At 56.9% G+C, this 20,061-nt stretch carries 16 protein-coding genes; 4 read left to right on the top strand and 12 right to left on the bottom strand.

Going from position 1 to position 20,061, the window contains the following annotated elements; all coding sequences use genetic code 11:
- Nucleotides 1-65 precede the first annotated feature (65 nt).
- Nucleotides 66-329, bottom strand: coding sequence for a hypothetical protein (locus tag F6Y09_RS05575; RefSeq protein WP_246180318.1), 264 nt, complete (start codon nucleotides 327-329; stop codon nucleotides 66-68).
- 186 nt (nucleotides 330-515) lie between these two features.
- Between F6Y09_RS05575 and F6Y09_RS05570 the strand changes: the two genes are divergently transcribed.
- A complete protein-coding gene (locus F6Y09_RS05570) occupies nucleotides 516-860 on the top strand; it encodes a hypothetical protein (protein WP_152205882.1) in 345 nt (114 codons plus the stop codon).
- On the opposite strand, the gene F6Y09_RS05565 is transcribed toward F6Y09_RS05570, so the two are convergent.
- Together F6Y09_RS05565 and F6Y09_RS05560 are read right to left on the bottom strand one after the other, a co-directional pair.
- The gene (locus tag F6Y09_RS05565; protein ID WP_152205881.1) at nucleotides 861-2,147 is read right to left on the bottom strand and encodes a serine hydrolase domain-containing protein; all 1,287 of its coding nucleotides are present in this window, start codon (nucleotides 2,145-2,147) and stop codon (nucleotides 861-863) included.
- Between the two features lie 30 nt (nucleotides 2,148-2,177).
- On the bottom strand, nucleotides 2,178-3,797 hold the full coding sequence (locus F6Y09_RS05560; protein ID WP_152205880.1) for a sensor domain-containing diguanylate cyclase: 1,620 nt from the start codon (nucleotides 3,795-3,797) through the stop codon (nucleotides 2,178-2,180).
- A gap of 206 nt (nucleotides 3,798-4,003) precedes the next feature.
- Between F6Y09_RS05560 and ybaK the strand changes: the two genes are divergently transcribed.
- Nucleotides 4,004-4,474, top strand: coding sequence for a Cys-tRNA(Pro) deacylase (ybaK, locus tag F6Y09_RS05555; protein ID WP_152205879.1), 471 nt, complete (start codon nucleotides 4,004-4,006; stop codon nucleotides 4,472-4,474).
- Between the two features lie 78 nt (nucleotides 4,475-4,552).
- Here ybaK and F6Y09_RS05550 read toward each other — a convergent pair whose 3' ends face one another.
- The 9 genes from F6Y09_RS05550 to F6Y09_RS05510 form a co-directional block, all read right to left on the bottom strand.
- Nucleotides 4,553-6,802, bottom strand: coding sequence for an NADP-dependent isocitrate dehydrogenase (locus tag F6Y09_RS05550; protein ID WP_152205878.1), 2,250 nt, complete (start codon nucleotides 6,800-6,802; stop codon nucleotides 4,553-4,555).
- 298 nt (nucleotides 6,803-7,100) lie between these two features.
- Nucleotides 7,101-9,098 carry an acetoacetate--CoA ligase gene (locus F6Y09_RS05545; RefSeq protein ID WP_152205877.1) on the bottom strand — a complete coding sequence of 666 codons (1,998 nt, stop codon included), beginning with the start codon at nucleotides 9,096-9,098 and terminating at the stop codon, nucleotides 7,101-7,103.
- 9 nt (nucleotides 9,099-9,107) lie between these two features.
- A complete protein-coding gene (locus F6Y09_RS05540) occupies nucleotides 9,108-9,887 on the bottom strand; it encodes a 3-hydroxybutyrate dehydrogenase (protein ID WP_152205876.1) in 780 nt (259 codons plus the stop codon).
- Nucleotides 9,888-9,957: 70 nt separating this feature from the next.
- Nucleotides 9,958-11,328, bottom strand: a complete 1,371-nt coding sequence (locus F6Y09_RS05535; protein ID WP_152205875.1) for a TRAP transporter large permease — start codon at nucleotides 11,326-11,328, stop codon at nucleotides 9,958-9,960.
- A gap of 18 nt (nucleotides 11,329-11,346) precedes the next feature.
- Entirely contained in the window at nucleotides 11,347-11,958 is a 612-nt protein-coding gene (locus tag F6Y09_RS05530) for a TRAP transporter small permease subunit (RefSeq protein WP_218944095.1), read from the bottom strand.
- A gap of 94 nt (nucleotides 11,959-12,052) precedes the next feature.
- Nucleotides 12,053-13,138: a TRAP transporter substrate-binding protein gene (locus F6Y09_RS05525; protein ID WP_152205874.1), complete on the bottom strand. Its 1,086-nt coding sequence runs from the start codon at nucleotides 13,136-13,138 to the stop codon at nucleotides 12,053-12,055.
- Nucleotides 13,139-13,464: 326 nt separating this feature from the next.
- Complete coding sequence (locus F6Y09_RS05520; RefSeq protein WP_152205873.1) at nucleotides 13,465-14,877, bottom strand: sigma-54 interaction domain-containing protein; 1,413 nt, start codon at nucleotides 14,875-14,877, stop codon at nucleotides 13,465-13,467.
- A 141-nt stretch (nucleotides 14,878-15,018) separates the two neighbouring features.
- Complete coding sequence (locus tag F6Y09_RS05515; protein ID WP_152205872.1) at nucleotides 15,019-17,121, bottom strand: 3-hydroxybutyrate oligomer hydrolase family protein; 2,103 nt, start codon at nucleotides 17,119-17,121, stop codon at nucleotides 15,019-15,021.
- A gap of 326 nt (nucleotides 17,122-17,447) precedes the next feature.
- Nucleotides 17,448-18,107, bottom strand: coding sequence for a hypothetical protein (locus F6Y09_RS05510; RefSeq protein WP_152205871.1), 660 nt, complete (start codon nucleotides 18,105-18,107; stop codon nucleotides 17,448-17,450).
- Nucleotides 18,108-18,345: 238 nt separating this feature from the next.
- Here F6Y09_RS05510 and F6Y09_RS05505 point away from each other — a divergent pair, with 238 nt between their 5' ends.
- Both F6Y09_RS05505 and F6Y09_RS05500 read left to right on the top strand, forming a co-directional pair.
- On the top strand, nucleotides 18,346-19,047 hold the full coding sequence (locus F6Y09_RS05505) for a Crp/Fnr family transcriptional regulator (protein ID WP_152205870.1): 702 nt from the start codon (nucleotides 18,346-18,348) through the stop codon (nucleotides 19,045-19,047).
- Nucleotides 19,048-19,156: 109 nt separating this feature from the next.
- The gene (locus F6Y09_RS05500; RefSeq protein WP_246180317.1) at nucleotides 19,157-20,056 is read left to right on the top strand and encodes an alpha/beta hydrolase; all 900 of its coding nucleotides are present in this window, start codon (nucleotides 19,157-19,159) and stop codon (nucleotides 20,054-20,056) included.
- The last annotated feature ends 5 nt before the right edge of the window (nucleotides 20,057-20,061 follow it).

Genomic DNA, 20,061 nt, shown 5'->3' with positions numbered 1-20,061 from the left:
GCAAGCCAGAGCCGTTTTACCCTGCCGTAGTTGTTTACCACGTCGAAATTTTTCTGCGGGAAAAGTTAAACGGAATGGTGGTCATCCATGCCCCAATTATTCATGAATCCTTTTTTACGGTCGATCATGCGCTGGTAAGTGGCAATGATGATGGCCGCGTGGGGTGCCCTGGTCAGTCGCAGGGTTTCGATGCGGCGTTCAAGTCGGGCCACTTCACCACTCAGTCGACGACAAACGTGAGACCGGACACTGTCGTGCTGGTCAAGGTTTACAGGGGGGTAGCCCGAAGGCCGGTTGTCAAGATGCGTATCCATAGCGGTCTCATCCATTGAGTTGTCCTTTTGGACTGGTACAGCCGTGCGAACCAGTTCCAAGCGTTAAATTTTGCATGCCTGTCGGACAAAACGCAATAAACATGAACAGATATTCATCTTATCCCCATGGGGGTCTCCAATACCCCACGTCCAAAGCCCTGCTATAGTTCCCTGAAAGATCACACTACCGGAGGGGAACCCATGCACCAAACCTCAGTCGCGGACACGCTACGAGAGTATCTTTCTTTACTGGAGTTGCTTGATGATGCCTATTGGGAAGCCGGGACCATAGCTCACAAGGACATGGTTTACGACATCATCAGCATCTTCAGCCAGGAAGTGGCTGAACTCAACAAGCTCAGCGTGATGGACCATCATTATCCCTATGAGGTCATCACCGAAGGCATCCGGAGAGTGGTTCCCAAGCTCGAACGGCTGGACGATTTCCGCGAGGAAATCATCCAGCGCACCCAAACCCTTACGGATTTCAGGGATATTCTTTCCTCTGTGCTCGGCATTCTCGAGGAGCAACTCCGGACGGTGTGATCACACCGCGAACAGGGGTCTCTGATTTTCCGGCCTGAGCGGGAACTCGCGACAAACGGTGTAAACAAACCGGGCCAGTGCAGGTAGCTGATGGGCGAATATCGGCAGCCCGGTATTCAGCAGGCTGACGGAAATATCCCGGGCCGAGTCGGCCCAGCAGAACTTGTTGATCAGTCCCACATGGCCAAACGCATGCCGGCTTTGCGGGCCCCAGAGGCCGACCGGGTTACCACCCAGCATCAGGCCGGCACTGAACCGCATCGGAATCATCATGGTGCGGTCAATCTGCAGGGAGCCATATTGCTGGGTAATCCGGCGGATCGTCATAGGGTCACAAATGCGCTTACCCTCCCAGACACCCCCATTGAGCATCATCTGAAAAAACCGCCCCATTTCCTCTGCGGTACCACACAGATTACCTGCGGGGATGACGGCTTCCTGAAAGCGGGGATCATTGACCACCTGCTCGACGGTGCGAATGTCACCTCCCAGCGCCCGATTGACAATCCAGGACACCGGGAAGCGCGGGGTCGGGCCCGTGGCATAGGTCAAGGCCAGCTCGTGGACCTGCTCTGACGACATCCCGTAGGTGAACCACTTCATTCCCATGGGCTGGCGGATATGAGTATCGAGAAAGGCTTCGATGGTCTCACCGGTGACCTTTTCAAGTACCCGCTGCAACACATAGCCGCCGGTAATGGCGTGATAGGCGACCCGGGTTCCGTCTACTTCCACCGGTTCCGCTTCACAAAGCAGGCGCCAGATTTCGTCTGTTTGCCACAGCACGTCAATGGGCGTACCCCGAGGGATGGCGGGAATCCCACCCCGATGGGAAAGTATCTGATGAATGGTAATGGTGCGCTTGCCACCCTGGGCAAACTCCGGGCAGTAATAGGATACCGGGTCCAGCAAATTGACCCGCCCCTGTTCTACCAGAATGTGAATCAGCAGGGCAGTGACCGCTTTGGATGCGGAAAAATAACAGACCGGAGTCCCGGTGGTCATCGGCACTTTAACCGAGTGCCGGCTATCCCGCGGGCCGTTACCCGCTGCATGGCCAATCGACCGGTGCAGGATTTGCTCCCCCCGGTGCCGGACTGAAAGCTGCATGCCCGGGTGGGTGCCTGTCCGGTATAACCGTTCCACGCTCCGCCAGATGGCGTTGACAGAGTCCTCACTGACGCCTACGGCGTCCGGATTTTCTCCCGCCTGGTCCCGATAGGTAACGGCATCCAGATCCTGAGGTACTGCAAAGGTATTCAGGGCGCGGCGGGCAAGTCGATTCATCAGGTTACACCTTGACGTCATAATGTTTGATTATTTGAACTCAGCGTTATCCTGATGGGCGTCCGATGCCACAGGTTCAGGGCTTTCAGCTTCGCTGGCCTGGGCCAGACAAACCTGGTTACGACCGTCTGCCTTGGCCCGATACATGGCCTTGTCCGCCATGTCATTGAGCGCATCGGCCGTCAGGCCGTGTTGCGGAAAGACAGCAATGCCAATACTAACCGTAAGCCTGACGTCTGCCACCCCCTCCAGCGAGATAGTATGGTCCGCCACCAACGAGCGTAGCCGATCGGCCGCTTCCCGTGCTTCCGGGCCATCCATCTCCGGCAGCAACATCATGAATTCTTCGCCTCCGTAACGCCCAAAAGCATCCACGCTGCGAATCCCTTGCGACAGACGTTTACAAACAGCGGTCAGAACCGCATCACCAGCCGGATGACCGTACTGGTCGTTTACCAGTTTGAAATGATCTATGTCGATCCAAAGCAACGCCAGATGTCGGCCGTAACGGGAGGCCCGGATGATCTCCTCTGACAACAGCCGATTCATTTCCCGACGATTATACAGGCCGGTAAGTGTGTCATGGGCGGCCAGCTCCGACAGCTCCTGCTCAAGTATTTTACGGTCCGTCACGTCCAGAATAATACCTTCAAGTACCAGGCCGTCACCATCCTCCACAGCACGACCACGTTCCCAGACCCAGATTACCTGGCCATCCTTTCGGACCAGCTGGTACTCGAGTGAAAACGCCTCGGCAGCGCCAATCGCTTCTTCAACCAGCTGCACCGTTTTCTGGTTATCCTCCTCTTGTACCAAGTGGGCAAAAGCGACATCGCGGTTATCTATTACTGCTTCAGGCTCGTAGCCGGTCAGTTCCCGACAACCGCTGGAGACAAATTTCATGGTCCAGAACTCATCATACAGGCAGCGATAAGCCATACCGGGGAGATTATCCATCAGCGTGGTGAGCTGGCGTTCCCGATGTCTCAGGCGGGCTTCCGCTATGCGGCGGTCGGTGACATCCAGACCAATGGCAATTGAGCCGATCAGCACACCGGCTTCGCTGTAAAAACAGCGGGAGTTCCAGGACATCAAGCGCTCATCGCCGCTGCGGGTCCGGATACAGGTTTCACAATCGTCTACCTCACGAGTGCCTGCTGAAACTTCCGCGGCGGTCTTCTTGATCAGCGTCCGGTACTTCTCATCGGGATACAGCCATTGCCAGATTTGGTCTTTGCCTTGCAGCTCCTGCTCCGAGTAACCGCTGATCTTTTCTGCTGCCTTGTTCCAGAGCAGTACGTTTGCCTGGGGATCCCATACGTTAATCCAGATGCTGGCGTTATCAATCACCTTTTGCTGGAACTGGCTCAGCAGACGGATTTCTTCACGCTGGTGATTCTGCAGGGACATCTGGTTACGATCGTGTCGGAACTGGCGCCTCAGGGCGAAAAACAACACCAATGCGGTCACAGCCACAAAGGCCCAGCCCTCATAGGTCTGTACTTCGCTTAGCAGGTCGGTGTCATTTGCCCAGTAATCAACGGCCAGATCAGAAACCGTAATCCAGGCCAGGCCAGCCGACAGGTAGACCAACACCACCCAGAGTGATCGCCAGACTGGACTGGTACGTTGGTTTTTTGTGTTATGCATCGATAGGTGGTCTCTCATGACTTAAGCCAAAAGTTAGGCATGGTGATTGAGCCAACCTCCGGGGAAGAACCAGGACTTCTTTTTCAACCTTAGTCAGTGGCGGTGGATAGGTCGAGGTTTCAATCCTTTATACCCTCTCTATTACATTATTCACGAGCATTATCGTATAGTTTTGGCTTAGTCCCCTGAGCACGGATGATCCCGTTATGACGCCCGCCATCAACGCTGCTAAAAAGGCAGGGATTGGCTACACAGTCCACAAGTACGATCACGATCCTGCCGCAGATTCCTATGGCAGGGAGGCGTCGGAGAAGCTCGGGCTGGACCCGGAGCGGGTGTTCAAGACCCTGGTGGTTTCAGTAGATGCCGGGCATCTGGTGGTGGCAGTATTGCCGGTTTCCACGATGTTGAGTATGAAGCTGGTGGCCGACGCTGTCGGCGGCAAGAAAGCCGCCATGGCGGATAGAGACAAGGTTCAACGGTCTTCCGGATACGTTCTCGGGGGTGTCAGCCCGCTCGGACAGAAGCGGCCATTGCAAACGGTCATCGACAGTTCGGCCCGACAATTCGACACCGTGTTTGTCAGTGCCGGACGGCGGGGTCTGGAGATTGAGCTTGCCCCCGGCGACCTGGCCCGCCTGACTGGAGGCCAGTTTGCCGACCTGCGGCAACTCTGAGCGGCTAAAAACCGGATTCGCCGCCACAAAAAAGCCCGGAAAGCGCAAGGCCATCCGGGCGCTTCTATCAAGCCCGAATTACTTCACCTGATCACGGGCATCCGCGAGAATCCTGTTGAAGGTTTCGCTGGGCCGCATGATCTTGCAGACTTTTTCCGTTGACGGGTGATAGTACCCGCCAATATCCGCTGGCTGACCCTGAACCACACTCATCTCTTCCAGAATCTTGTCCTTGTTGGCTTCAAGTTGTTCCGAAAGTTTACCGAAGAAGGCTTTCAGGTCTTTGTCTTCGTCCTGATTTGCCAGCTCCTCGGCCCAATAACGGGCGAGGTGGAAATGACTGCCGCGATTGTCGAGCTCACCGGTCACGCGCGACGGTGACTGGTTATTTTCCAGCAGCCGCTCGGTGGCTTTGTCGAGAGTCTGGCCCAACAGGCGTGCCCGAACATTGTTATGCTTCTCGCCCAGCTCTTCCAGGGATACGGCAATAGCCAGAAATTCACCCAGAGAGTCCCAGCGCAGGTGATTCTCCTGCAGCAGCTGCTGTACGTGCTTGGGCGCTGAACCACCAGCGCCGGTTTCGTATAGTCCACCGCCATTGAGCAACGGTACGATAGACAGCATCTTGGCACTGGTACCCAGCTCCAGGATCGGGAACAGATCGGTCAGATAATCCCGCAGCACGTTGCCGGTGACAGAAATGGTATCCAGGCCACGAATCAGCCGCTCCATGGTCCAGCGAATCGCCCGCACCGGAGACTTGATCAGGATATTCACATCCGACGTATCGTGATCCTGGAGATACTTCTCCACCTTCTTGATCAGCTCGGCATCGTGGGGACGCTCGTCATCGAGCCAGAAAACTGCGGGCATCCCGGAAGCGCGGGCGCGGTTTACCGCCAGTTTGACCCAGTCACGAATCGGCAGGTCCTTGGTCTGGCACGCACGCCAGATATCGCCTTTCTCAACCTTGTGTTCCGTCAGCACCTGACCGTCTTCTGCAATGATGCGAACGATGCCGTCTTCAGGAATCTCGAAGGTCTTGTCGTGGGAGCCATACTCTTCCGCTTTCTGTGCCATCAGGCCCACGTTCGGCACCGTGCCCATGGTAGTGGGATCAAACGCGCCGTGGGTCTTACAGAAGTTGATCACTTCCTGATAGATGGTGGCGTAGGTGCTCTCCGGCATCACTGCCTTGGTGTCTTTCAGCTTGCCATCCCGGGCCCACATTTTGCCGGAGTTACGGATCATCGCCGGCATGGAGGCGTCAACGATCACGTCGCTGGGCACGTGCAGGTTGGTGATGCCCTTGACGGAATCCACCATGGCTATCTCAGGGCGGTGTTCGTAACAGGCGTGCAACTCCTCCTGAATCTCTTCCTGCTTGGATTCCGGCAACGTCTTGATCTTTTCAAGCACACTGGACAACCCGTTGTTGGCGTTTACGCCCAACTCATCAAACAGGTCGCCGTACTTGTCGAACAATTCCTTGTAGAAAATCTTCACCGCGTGACCAAAAACAATCGGGTGAGAAATTTTCATCATGGTCGCTTTGACGTGCAGCGAGAACATCACGCCGGTATTCTGGCAGTCTTCCAACACATCTTCGAAAAACTTGCGCAGCGCCTTACAGCTCATGAACATGCCATCCAGCACTTCCCCTTCCATTAATGGAAGTTCGGCTTTCAGGACGGTCTGCTCACCTTTGGCATTCTCGAACACGATCCGGGCATTGGTTGCCTTGTCGAGGGTCACCGACTGCTCGTTGGAGTAAAAATCGCCGCCGCGCATATGGGCAACATGCGTGCGCGAAGCCGGACTCCACTCCCCCATGGAGTGAGGGTACTTACGGGCAAAGGCCTTGACGGCAGCCGGAGCACGGCGGTCGGAGTTGCCTTCCCGCAGAACCGGGTTGACGGCGCTGCCAAGTACCTTGGCATAACGGGCCTTGGCGTTTTTCTCTTCGTCGCTCTGGGCGTTCTCTACGTACTCGGGAACCTTGTAACCCTGAGAGCGGAGTTCTTCGATCGCTGTACGCAACTGGGGAATGGAGGCGCTGATGTTAGGCAGCTTGATGATATTGGCTTCCGGGTTCTTGGTATACTCCCCCAGCTCGGCCAGGGCATCCGGTACTCTCTGATCTTCCTCCAGATAGTCGGGAAAAGTCGCCAGAATGCGGGCTGCCAGGGAAATATCACTGGTGCCGAACTCTATGCCCGCAGGCTTGGCGTAGGTTTCCAGGATCGGTAAAAGCGAGCGCGTCGCGAGTGCGGGAGCCTCGTCGGTAAGGGTATAGATGATTTTGGTTTTGGAATGAGAAGTAGGCATTTTCGTCCTCTGGCAAGGTGTGAGTTCAGGACGGTCAGCACATTCCCTGGCGTCTTGTGAACATCAGAGTTAAGCACGGACTGATTACGAACTTATGAGAAGAAAGTAAAGATACCAGTTTTCGGCGCATTTTGATTAGGATATTAGTCTAAAGTCTCAGGAATTTTACGAATCCCACTAAAAAAACCGCCACACTTTTACTGACTGCCTGTTTCAAAAGTTCGTGGCCAGCCTCGCAACACTCCCCCCTGCTCGGCCTTCCGAGAAGTGTTGCGGGTCCGGGCCTGCCGTGGCTGGATCAGGCCTGCTTGGTTGGCAGCAACCCGGCGGCCTGCAGCGTACCCTGTATGGCATCCAGCGCTTCCGGGTTGGCAAGGGCGTCGCGGTTATCACTGCGGGCGGCACCATTGAGCAGTCTGGCAACCGCGAGCTCGACCTTCTTGCCACTTCGGGTGTAAGGAATATCCTTGACCACCAAGACATGGCGCGGCACGTGACGCGGGCTGGCACCCTCCCGAATACGGATTTTCAGGTTCTTGATGACATCGTCACTGAGCGAGTCCCCGCTGGCGGGCACCACCAGTAACACTACCTCAACATCGCCCTCAATCTGTCGTCCCACTACCAGGCTGTCTTTTATCGCAGCTTCGGTCTCGACCTGACGGTATATTTCCGCGGTGCCAATGCGCACACCACCGGGGTTGAGGGTGGCATCAGAACGACCATAGATCACCGCACCGCCATGCTCGGTGAAACGAATAAAATCCCCGTGAGCCCAAACCCCCGGGAACGTCTCGAAATAGGCGCTCTGAAAACGGGCGCCATCGGGATCGTCCCAGAAGCATACCGGCATTGAAGGTAACGGCTGACGACAGACCAACTCGCCACGACCACCGTCCAGGGCATGGCCTTCCTCATCAAAGGCCACCGCATCGACCCCCAGCAACGGGCACTGGATCTCCCCGCGACGCACAGGCAGTGTCGGTGTGCAGCCGACAAAACAACCACAGATATCGGTGCCTCCTGCTATCGAACCCAACAGCACGTTCGGTGCTCCTTCGGCGTAGACCCAGTCATAGTCTTCCGGCAACAAGGGCGAGCCAGTGGAGAACAGCACTCTCAGGGGCGCCAGATCCAGACTGGTCGCCGGCGTCAGTCCGGCTTTCCGGCAACCCGCCAGAAAACGCGCGCTGGTGCCAAAGTGCGTCACTCTCTCCTCGGCAACCCGTTCCCACAAACTGTTCAGGCTCGGATACCCCGGAGAGCCGTCAACGGTAATCACCGTGGCACCGGTCAACAAGGCAGACGCCTGCCAGTTCCACATCATCCAGCCACAGGTGGTGAAATAGAGGAACCGGTCACCGGGGCCCACGTCGCCGTGGAGCATCAGCTCTTTGGCATGGTTTACCAATAGCCCGACCGCGCCATGCACAATGCACTTGGGTTTACCGGTGGTACCCGAGGAATACAGGATGTACACCGGCTGATCCGGCGGTAAAGGCGTAAACGACGGCGCCTGGCCTGCGCCTTCAGCCAACGCAGCCTCCCAGGTGGTGACCAGGGGCCCCGCCAGGGCCGGCTCGTTCGGAAGTTGTGGCACACTTACCACGCAACGCAGGCTTTCGAGACCGGCCACCAATTGTTCAAAATCTGCCTGACGGGCAAAAACCTTACCGCCATAGCCGTAACCATTTACCACAATCAACGCGGTCGGCTCGATCTGGCCAAAACGGTCAAGAATAGCGTTAATGCCGAAATCCGGTGATGCGGAGCTCCAGATTGCGCCAAGACTGGTAGCCGCCAGCATGCCCACCATGGCTTCATAGCCATTGGTCACCACACCCGCTACCCGATCGCCCTGCTTGACACCTTTGCCCCGCAAAAACGCTTCCAGAGCGCCCACGTCGGCCTTCAGCTCGCCATAGCTGCGACGTAACACCGGCCGGGTCTCGCAGTGCGCGACGATAGCTTCGACATTGGCACCGTCACCTTCCGCCAGCCGCAACAGATTGGCTGCAAAATTCAGGCGCATGCCGGGAAACCATTCGGCGCCCGGCATGGAGCGCTTGGCCAGCACGCGCTCGGCGGGCGTATCACAACGCAAACCACAATAATCCCAGATACTCTGCCAGAACGGCTCCAGCTCGCTGATCGACCATTTATGGAGCGCGTGATAGTCGGCAAACGGACCCTTACCCTGGGCTTCCAGCCAGTGCTGATATTGCCCCATATGACAGTTGCGAAGACTCTCCTCGGTCGGATTCCAGACCACCGGGGCCTGCTCTGCGTTTTCCATCAATTGCTCCTATTGCATATGCCAGCCGTGGCTCACCACGACTGACTGCCCGGTCAGGGCCGCCGAGGGAAATGCGGCCAGGTGCACGGCCAGCTCAGCCACATCTTCCAGTGTAGTAAATTTGCCGTCCACCGTATGCTTCAGCATCACGTCCCGGATCACTTCTTCCTCCGAGATCCCGAGCTCTTTTGCCTGCTCTGGTATCTGCTTTTCCACCAGCGGGGTTCGGACAAATCCGGGACAAATGATGTTGCTGCTGACTCCGTATTCCGCACCTTCTTTCGCGACTGCCCGGCACAAGCCAAGCAAGCCATGCTTGGCGGTGACATAAGGCGATTTCAGCGGCGATGCGGTCATCGAGTGAACCGAGCCCATAAACAGCATGCAGCCGCCACCCGTCTTGTACATCCGGGTAAGCGCCGCACGGGTCACCAGAAAAGCGCCGTTGAGGTGAACATCCAGCACTTTGCACCAGTCTTTGTAGGCCAGCTTGTGAATGGGATCAATGTGCTGGACGCCGGCATTCGCCAGGGCAATGTCCAGACGGCCCCAGTTCTCGACGATCGCTGTCACACCGTCTTCGACTGCCTGCTCGTCGGTAACATCCATGGCCAGTGCCATGGCGGTTCCGCCCGCGGCACGAATCGCTGCGACGGTGTCTTCTGCGCCGGCCAGATCCAGATCTGCGACCGCAACCAACGCGCCCTCACGGGCATACCTCTCTGCGATGGCCCGCCCGATGCCGCGACCGGCCCCGGTAATCAGTGCAATGCGATTTTCAAGACGCATGAGCTTGTTCTCCTGTTGGGTAGTCAGTGCGTACTACTCAAAAATTTATTGTTAGTGCTTTACGACAAGATCAAGGCCCACCATAGACTTCGTTCGGCAACCAGGTTGCGATTGACTCGAACCAGAACACCAACCCGAGGCCCAACAGCTGAATGATAATAAAAGGCAGTACACCCAGATAGATATCCCGGGTGGTGATACCCGGCGGGCACACACCTTTGATATAAAACAGGGCGAAACCCACTGGCGGTGTCAGGAAGGACGTCTGCAGACACATTGCAAACATGATCGCAAACCAGACCGGTTCAACGCCCAGCGAGAACACCACCGGTGCCACCAATGGCAGGATGATCAGAGTAATCTCGACCCAGTCCAGAAAGAACCCGAGCAAAAAGGTAACGAACAGGATAGTCAGCAGAATGCCAGTGGTACCAAATGGCAGCCCGGTGACGGCTTCACGGATAACGTCGTCACCACCCAGGCCTCGCAGGACCGCTGCAAATACCGTAGCACCGATGAAAATGCCAAAGATAAACGCAGTGGTGCGGCTGGTCTGGTACAACGCGCCTTTGAGCACATTCATATCGAGCCGACGGCTGAGTAATGCCATCAACAATGCACCCGCGGCACCCACTGCGGACGCCTCTGTCGTGGTCGCAATACCGAAGAAAATGGAACCGAGAACCGCGACGATCAGAGCCATTGGTGGCACCACTGCCACTGCCACTTCGAACAGTACCCGGGGACTGAATTTCTCGCGGTTTTCAGGCGCTGGCGCAAGGTCTTTCTTCAGCCATGAAGCAATAATGATGTAGAGGATATACATCACCCCCAGCATGACGCCGGGAATCAGGGCGCCCATGAACAGCTTGCCGACCGATGCATCAGAGGTACCGAGCCGGTCAGACATCAAGACCAGCATGATGCTCGGCGGCACCAGGATGCCCAGTGTGCCGACAGAACAGGCGGTGCCGACGGCCAGGGATTTATTGTACTTGGCCTGCATCATCGGCCCCAGCGACAACATCCCGAGCAACACCACCGACGCCCCGACAATTCCGGTTGAGGCCGCCAGCAGAATGCCGACGATCACTACCGTAATGGCGTAGCCGCCGCGCAAAGGCCCCAGTAATTTGACCAGGCTGTGCATCAGCTTTTCGGCAATCCCGGAACGATCCAGCATGATGCCCATAAAAATAAACAGTGGCAGCGCCACCATTAACTCGTTGGCGACAATGCCATAGAGACGAGCGTCCAGAACGCCTATGGTGCCGTTCCAGGTAAACCAGAGATCGGCATCAAAAAACTCAACCAGGACGTGGCCGAGGATACCGAATACCAGACCAATACCGGCCAGTGCCCAGGCTACCGGAAAACCCAGCAACAGCAGCCCCATGAACGCGGCGAACATGGCGATGACAAGAATAGCTTCAAGCCCCATAACAACTTGCCTCTAGAATCAGTGACCGGATTGACCGCTATGGCGGTCATCGTCTGGTGTTTGGATTGCGCGGGGAAAGCCGAACAGCAATGTGCAGCAGCGCAGCGCCCGGGAAAATAGCGCAATGCCTACCAGGGTCATGCCGATGGGCAATACACTCTTGAAAATGAACCGGTAAGGCAGGCCACTGGGGGCCTGGGAGCGCTCGTCATACTGGAAAGCGGTGTACGCATAGGGGATAAGGACATAAACCATCAAATAAATGATAGGCAGCGCCAACAGAACGATGCAGACCAGGTCGATCCAGGCTTGAGCGCGCGGCGAAAATTTTTCACGCAATACATCGACGCGCACGTGATCGTCACGGACCACCGCGTAGCCCAGCGTCAACATCAGCGCGATGCCAAACAGATGCCAGGAGAGCTCTTCCAATGCTATCGAACCCTCGGACAGCACAAACCGGCTGAACACATTCGCCAATACGACCACCAGGACAGCCAGCCATAACCAGGAACTGAGGCTGCCAACGCCCACCACGAACCGGTCAAGCCAGTAACACAATCGATTAGTGGGTAAATCAGTGTCCGTCGCTATCGCAGACGGCTCGGAAGGAGCTTTGTTATCAGTCACACAAACCTCGGGAAATCCGGGAGGGGGAAGGTTTCAAAAACCAGCGTACACCGGGACCCTCGACCGGTGCACGCTCGTTAGTTACTGTCTGGGATCAATCGTACTCGTAGAAGTCCCGTGGCAGGTAACCCTTACCGTGCCAAATGGAGTGATGTTCCATGAACTCGCGCTGACTGGTCAGCACGCGGTTGAACATCTCGTCTTCTGCGGCCATGTTGTCCAGCACCTTATTGGTCGCCTTCTGCAGTTCACGCAGTACCGGCTCCGGTAAAGTCTGGGCGTTGACGCCTTCCTTCTGATAGTCACGCAGCGCTGTCGGCTGGGCAAACTCGCTCTGGGCAAAGCCTTTCAGGGTGGCAGACTCACAACCCATTTCGATCAGGGCACGGGTAGCAGGCTCAAGCTTGCCCCATACGTCCTGGTTCACCAGCAGGTGCGAGGTGGTCAGAGTCTGGTGCCAGCCAGGCATGATGTAGTTCTTGATGATCTGGTCGAGACCGAGCATCTTGTCGATGGCGGGCTGGGAGAACTCGGTTGCATCAATGGTCTTACGTTCGAGTGCCTGGTAGATCTCACCCCCTGGAATCATCGTGACAGACGCACCCAGTTGCTCCAGCACCTTGCCACCGATACCGGCAAACCGGATACGCAAGCCATCAAAATCGCTCAGGTCTTCGATCGGATTGGCGAACCAGCCTGCCCCCTCGGGACCGATGATGGAACACAGCATCGGGTGGATATTGCGTTCAGCGTAAATTTCTTCCAGCAGTTCCCGGCCGTCACCCTCGTAGTACCAGGCAAGATAGGCCGGTGGCTCCATGTTGAATGGCGCGCCAGAGTAAAGCGGCAGGGCGGGGATAGTGCCCTGGTCATAGCCTACCCAGGTATAGCCGGCCGGGTATTTTCCCGTGCTGACCGCGTCCATGATTTCAAAGGGAGGTACCAGTTCGCCCGGCTCGTAATAGCGCAACTGAATGTCGCCGTCGGAGATCGCCTTGAGCGACTCGGACAGGTGCTTGACCGGAGTGGTCAGACCAATCAGATGAGAGGGAAAAGCCAGAGGAACCTGCCAGCGGACGTTTTCGGCCGCCATGACATTGCTGCTCGCAAGGCTTCCGGTCAGCAGGGTTGCTGCTGCGACACCGTAAGCCAGTTTTGAAAGACGTTGTTTCGTAGACATGAAGGTTTCCTTCTTGTTTTTGTATTCTGCCTGCCCGATGGATCCCGGTTCAGGCGTGGTCGAAATGTCAGCCAAAGACGACAACAGACCCGATGCTCAGCTGTAGCTCAATTTACGATACAGCCAGCGCCAGTATTGTTGTGATCGTTCTTCTGGCGTCTTGCGAAGAAAACACTGCAGGTTTCATGCCGCTGTAATAAATACTAGCATAATCAGTAAATTAACCTATATTCAGCCAAGCGACGCTCATATCGTGTCCGGCAATCTGGACAGAAAGCGGTATGCGAACAGATAGGTGTTCTAAAATCCGGACACCTGTCCGAATATCAGGACAAGCGCGCAAGCTTCTCGTATAGTGCAGAACGGGAAATACCCAGAAGCTGGGCCGCGCGGGAACGGTTGCCCCGACTTGCCAGCAACGCCGCTTCGATAGCCCCGGCTTCAGCTTGGGCCAATACAGCGGCCAGGGGGCGGGCAAGGTGGGTATCCGAGGCGAGTTCTGCCCTCAAACCCTGGCGGGGCAGCACCTTGAAAATAGCATCGGCATCCAGTACTCCGGTATCCTCTCCCATGGTGAGCGCACGCTCCAGCACGTTGCGCAGCTCACGGACGTTGCCTGGCCAGTCATAACTGCTCAGTGCCGCAACCGCGGTATCGGTAATTTCACCCCGCAGGTCCAGCCCCTGACAGACGTCCTCCAGAATGGACTCACAGAGTATACCGAGGTCCGGCAACCGCTCGCGCAACGGAGGAATCGGAATCTCCAGCACGTTCAGCCGATAATACAAATCCGAACGGAAACGGCCTTCGGCCATCATGGCTTCGAGATTCCGGCTGGTGGCGGCAATCATCCTGACGTCAACCTTCTGGACCTTGTTGGAACCCAGGGGCTCGATTTCGCCCTCCTGCAATGCGCGGAGTAACTTGGCCTGCAGGGTGAGTGGCATATCGCCAACCTCGTCGAGAAACAACGTACCCCCGTTGGCGAGTTGGAATTTACCGTCCCGGGTTCGCCGGTCAGCGCCGGTATAGGCGCCAGGCGCCACCCCGAAGAATTCCGCCTCCAGCAGGTTCTCCGGCACCGCCGCTACGTTAACGCCTACAAAGGGCCGGTCGGCACGGCCGGAGACGGTATGAATTGCTTGTGCTAACACCTCCTTGCCGGTACCGGTTTCTCCCAGCAACAGCACCGGCATGTCACGCCCGGCTGCGAGGCGCGCCTTACGTTTGACTTCGAGGGCAGCAGGACTGGCGCCAACGAAATCCCCCAGGCTGTAGCGGGTGCCCCGCGCCTGTCGCGCCAGGGCCTTGCGGGCTGCCACCAGATCCTGATGCAGCCTCCGATACTTGCTGACCAACGGAGTGAGGGGCTGAAGGTCGTCGTATAACACGAAGGCGACAGCACCGATAACCGCACCGTCATCGTCAAAATAAGGCAGCCGGGTCACGACCAGCTGTTGGGATTCATGCTCCATGATATCCAGCAACAGCGGGTTACCAGACTCCACCACTTCAGGCATTCGGGTGTGGGGAATGACCTGTTGAACCGGCTTGCCAATAACGGATTCCGGATTTTTAACCCCCAACAACGCCGCGTAGCTGTGATTTATCCAGGTAATACGGGCTTGCCTGTCCACCGTAATGGCACCGGCGCTGGCCTGCTCAAACATAGGAAAAAGAGCTTCAATCAAGCCCCGGGTAAGACCCGATTTGTCCCTGTGGGTGAAAAGTTGATTCATGAACAGTTTACCGCTTGGTATCACGTGTTTCATGGGTCGCGCTCAGTGATGGTCTCCCATCTGAAAGGGTAAAACTGCGCGATCCCGGCTATCTGTTCACGCCAGTATAGATGATCGCGCAGATTTAGATGTCAAACCGCCTTAATCGGGGATTCGCAGCTGGTCGCTCTCGAAGACGATCCGGTCTTCACTGGCGGGGTTCACTGCAACCGGTGGCACATTGGTCACGGTTAGTGGTGGTGTGCCATCACCTCGTGGCACTGTTCTGACCACCTGGCTCGGGGGCAGCTCGGTGCCGGTTTTGAGGTGATCGTACATCAGATCCAGCGCCTGGAAATAATAGCGATGCAGCGGAACGTAACGCTCGTTGAACCCTGCGATGCCATTCAATACGTCCAGGTGCTGGGCGTTCAGCACCTCGTAATAACGCAGCTCGCTGTCCGCGCCTTCAACCCTCTGGTTCAGACCATAGTAGGGCCGGGAGGTATGGTTAATGGGCAGGATGGCATCCGAACGGCCAGTGACAAAGATCGCGGGCTTGCCTTGCAGGTCGCCGGTGGCTCGAATAGCCTCGATGCCATTGGCAATGCGGGCGGCATTTTCAGCAGCCTCTCCGGTCAGTGGATCCCCGGTTTCCGGGTCCACGCCAGCCGCCAGCGACCGCAGACACAGCAGTGCATCCAGGCCATAATCCACCATGCCAGAGCTCGGCGAGCTGCTGACCGGCAGGTTAGTGGGCACGCCTTGAGCTGCATTATCAAACACCAGATTAACGCCACCGGTTGGTGGGATGCCGTTGCTGAGGCTGAACAGGGCAGCTTCCTGCGCTTCGGTCAGTACCGCAACCTCCCCAGTGCTGGCATTGGTCGCCGCCATGCGCAGCCCGCAAATCCGGTCTTCCACCCCGAACTGCCCGTAGGCGCTGGCGTAGGTCATGGATATGCTCTGGGCCACCGCCAGGCCAAAATGGCTGGGCGCAAGCAAATTCTGTTCAGGCTGGATGCCGAACTCCTGGTTCAGTATACCTTGAGCTTCGATCGCCTGTTCATCAACAGTGGTCTCTTTAAGCAAGCCTTTGTTGAACAGAGAGGCGCAAATATTCTCATTGGTCTCCACGGCGTTCAGCACATTCAGCGGCGCAACATCGCGAATGTCGGGCGCCCGGTTAGCACAGCCCTGATACACCGCCAGCGCGGTAGTGTAATCAAACAGGCTGCGACTGTGGTCGGTAATCGGCTCTCCATTGCCTTGACGGATAGTGAAGTCCTCGAACACTGGATTCACATTGGGCTCGGATACCGCCACCCCGTCAATCAGGCCATCCTTGTCCTGCTCGGCAGCACGTACCGAAGCACCACCTCCGTTGGAGACACTGGAGGCGATCACCAGGGTGTTATCTGGTGTAATGGTTACTCGGCGCCTTTTGTCGCTCCCCTTGCCAAACTGCTCATTGAGAATGTAGAACCCGAATTCGATGGATTGCAGTACATGCAGCCCCCAGTCCGCTTCCGGGTTGGCTTTGGAGTAGGCGTGCTTGAAGGCAAAGCGATCGGGGAACTCGGTGTTGAACTGTTCACGCTCTGTAGTATCGAGATCCACCCGGAACTGGCTGGCTACCGACTCATCGTCATCTAGCTGACCAGTCAAGGTCTGGGCCGTATTGGCGGCCAGGTTATGGGAGCCGGTGCCGGTACCCTTATCGGTATAGACCACCGCACAGCCTTTCTTCAGACCCCATTCGCCTGCCGTGCCGATGGCACCGTAGATGCCACGGGAGCCCGACGAGGGCGCGGTCACCATACAGGCATTTTGGGGATCAAAGGCATCCGGAACCTGCACCATGACCGTGACCGGAACCGTTCCGGGCACGCTCATAAAAGCGAGGTACTCATCACCCGGTATTTTACCTTCGGGGTCGGTGGCATCCACCTGTGGACCGAACAGGTTACCGTAACCACCGCCAGCGGAGGTATCCACCAGCGCCCGGTAGTTGGTGTAGATGGCCAGCGTGCGGAGTTCTTCGACGGTTGGATTCATCGAATCCGAAAAAACCGGTGCAGGGCCGGCCAGCCCGCCAGCACCGAGACCGGCGGTCAAAAGATCGTTGGTGGTGCCGTCGTATTCGGTGGCCTGGATGTCGCCACTGACAAAATCGGGGCGTTTGTTACTGTCCTTGCAGGCAGTCAGGCCAAGGACAACGCATGTCCCGGCCAGGATCGCGAGTGGAGCTCGAATCTTCATCATGGCTTCCTTCCTTCATTGTTTTTGTTGGTAGTGGCGACCTTGCCGGCAATGACTACAATTCAGCGAAGCTCGGACTCGTCCCCACAAGAACGCCCATGCGCTTCCTGTGCCAACCTTTTTATAATTTGTAAAACAATGTGTTACAGGAATACCAATAAACCATGGGACGCTGACTATCCGGAAATCCGGACAATCACCAACGGAGCGAGCTTTCATTCAGCAGTGAACGGTTGATCCGTAAGGGCTGGAGGGGGTTATCAGGCTATCTGTCACGAAAACCGGACAGTGTCCGGAACGTCGAACACACGGTCAATACGGCCGGCCACCTACCGGATCATGCGGTGCCGCATAATCTCCACCAGATGATTCAGTAAATCCTTTCCGTCCCCTTCATGAAGCAGGCGGAATTTCTGGCGGGACGAGTGTCGGGAGCTTTCATCCTCTGCACTCACCGACAGGCCACCCTGCTGCATATCCATAAACTGGCAGGCCGCCAGGTGGGCCTTGATCTCGGTATCGATCAACCGGGTCAGCAGGTCATCGACTTCAGCATCGAAGAAGGGACGTAGTCCATTGACCGCTTTGCGCGCCTCAAGAGCGGCGTTGCGGGCTGTCACCCGGGAGTCGCCAGTGGGCTCATTATTCTCGACCGCGCGCAGAAAACTGCCGAGCTTGTCGTGCAGCCCCCAGACTAACGGCCAGATCTTCTCCAAAGCCGCTTTTTCGAGCAAAAACTGCTCTGCAAGCAACTGGTTGCCAGAATTGCCGGTCGGGGGCTCGGTTTCATTGAACTGCTGTACGCGAAGCTCGTCTATCTCATGCCACAGTGCTGCAACACGCTGCTTCAACTCGAGCTGGGCACTTGCCTGCCGACGGGCCGATTGCAGTGCTACCACCGCCACCACCAGCACAACCAAAAGCAAACCAGCCAGAATGACGCCAAATTGATGACTCGATAATAAAGCCTGTAACGATTCCAGTTCCATGGAAAACCCTTGAAGTTACGCGGGATACCATTTGAGAGCGGGCGCTCTCACTCCGCCGATTAACGAATGCCATTAGTGTCGCACAAATCGGTACGCTTAAGCAGTCCATTGAGTTGGAGGCGTAATACTTGGTAATGTCATCAAGGCAAGATGACCTGGGTCATTTTGCTGACCGGATTGGCCATGGAATAATCAATGCCAAAGCGAAGACCCCACCCACCTCACGAGTTTTAATCCCATGGCTGAACCAGGATGCAAAACCCCTCGGGCTTTAGCCTCTGCGCCTTGCTTGCTGGCGCAATCTGACGGCGACCTGTCAGTGCCAATGCCCGCTGGCGAAAGCCAGGCGTTGCTCAACAGTCTGGGCCGTGTGTTTGGACTCCGGCTGCCTGATCGCAATGACAATCCGGATTATCAGTTTCTGAGCACCGTCGCAGAACTGTTCTACAAAACCGCCATCAATCCCGAAACCGACCTCGAAAAACACCAGCAGCCCTGGGGAAATGTGTACCTGGTTCAACATGGCGTGCTTCGCCTGTTTCGTGAAACCACGGCTGGCAAGGTGGCGATTCATCACTTTTTTACCGAAGGCGATATGATCTGGCCAGTATTCGGGCGCTCCCGCACCGTCAGGAACACTCTGTGCCTGACGTCCGTCACTCACTGTACACTCTGGGTTGCGGACTTCCGCGCTTTCCGGGCCAGTATTCGGGCCTGTAACGGGGACCGCTGGGCACAGTTTGCGCTGGTACTGACCGAGGAACTTGCGGAGCTATCCACCATGCGGGAGTTTCATAAGCAGACCCTGACCGCTACTGAGCGTTACGCTATTCTGGTCCGCGATTACCCAGAGCTGATCAGGCGGGTGCCGGATTTCCAGCTGGCCGCCTTTCTCGGAGTCGCTCCGGCAACATTCTCCCGTCTCAAAAAAGCCGGCTGACACCTCATTGCCAAACCGCAATAGTCCTCGCCTACCGCCCGCTGCATCCGGCCGGGACTCTTGGTCGTACTCTGTAACGTGATGAATCACCAAATGGAGTGCAACTGACGTGCCCGGACTGCTACCAAAAACCCGCCAGCTGGTGGCCACCGCATGGCTGAGCCTGTTGCTGGCAGGCTGCGCCAACCACATAAACGAGCCGGAACAGGACATCACCCTCGCGCGCACGGACTACAGCGTCCGGACGAATGTGGTGTTCTCACCCCCGGGCTGGCCTCAGGTGTTGAAGGCAGATCTGTATCGGCCTGAGCTCGAACATTACAGCCCGGCGGTGCTCATGGTGCATGGTGGTGGCTGGGAAAGGCGCTCCCGGCAGGATATGAACTGGATCGCTGAACACCTGGCAGCGCGCGGTTTCGCGGTGATGAACATCGATTACCGGTTCGCCCCGGAATTTCGGTTTCCCGCTCAGCTTCATGACCTGCAGATTGCCATACACTGGTTGCGGGCCAATGCCGCTGAGCTCAACATAGACCCTCAGCGCATCGGGGGCTTCGGGTTTTCATCCGGCGCCCATCTGGTCAGCTTGTTGGCCGTGGTAGCCGGGCAGGGCGGCGAACTCAATGAGCCCCATGGCGGGCCGGAGACCGGGCTGGTAGCGGTGGTCGCAGGCGGCCTGCCCAGTGATCTGAGAAACTTCGGATCCGGCAGGTTGATCCGCCAATTCCTCGGTGGCACCCGGGAAGAAATTCCGGAGTTATACCGAGCCGCTTCCCCCGCCGCCCATGTGACAGAGCAGACGCCGCCTTTCTTCCTGTTTCACGGGGGTATGGACATGCTGGTGCCCAGCAAGCAGGCAACGGATTTCAGAGCCCTGCTGGCGAGTAAAGGGGTCGAAAACCAACTCTACATCATGCGCCTGCGGGGCCATATCACCAGCTTTCTGACCAGCGGTAACGCGGTGGACGAGGCGACCGCTTTTCTCGCCTGGCATCTGAACCCACGCTAAGGAGC

The sequence above is a fragment of the Marinobacter changyiensis genome (assembly GCF_009193265.1).
In the GTDB taxonomy this organism is placed as follows: Bacteria; Pseudomonadota; Gammaproteobacteria; order Pseudomonadales; family Oleiphilaceae; genus Marinobacter; species Marinobacter changyiensis.
This window is presented reverse-complemented; position numbering and strand designations above follow the sequence as displayed.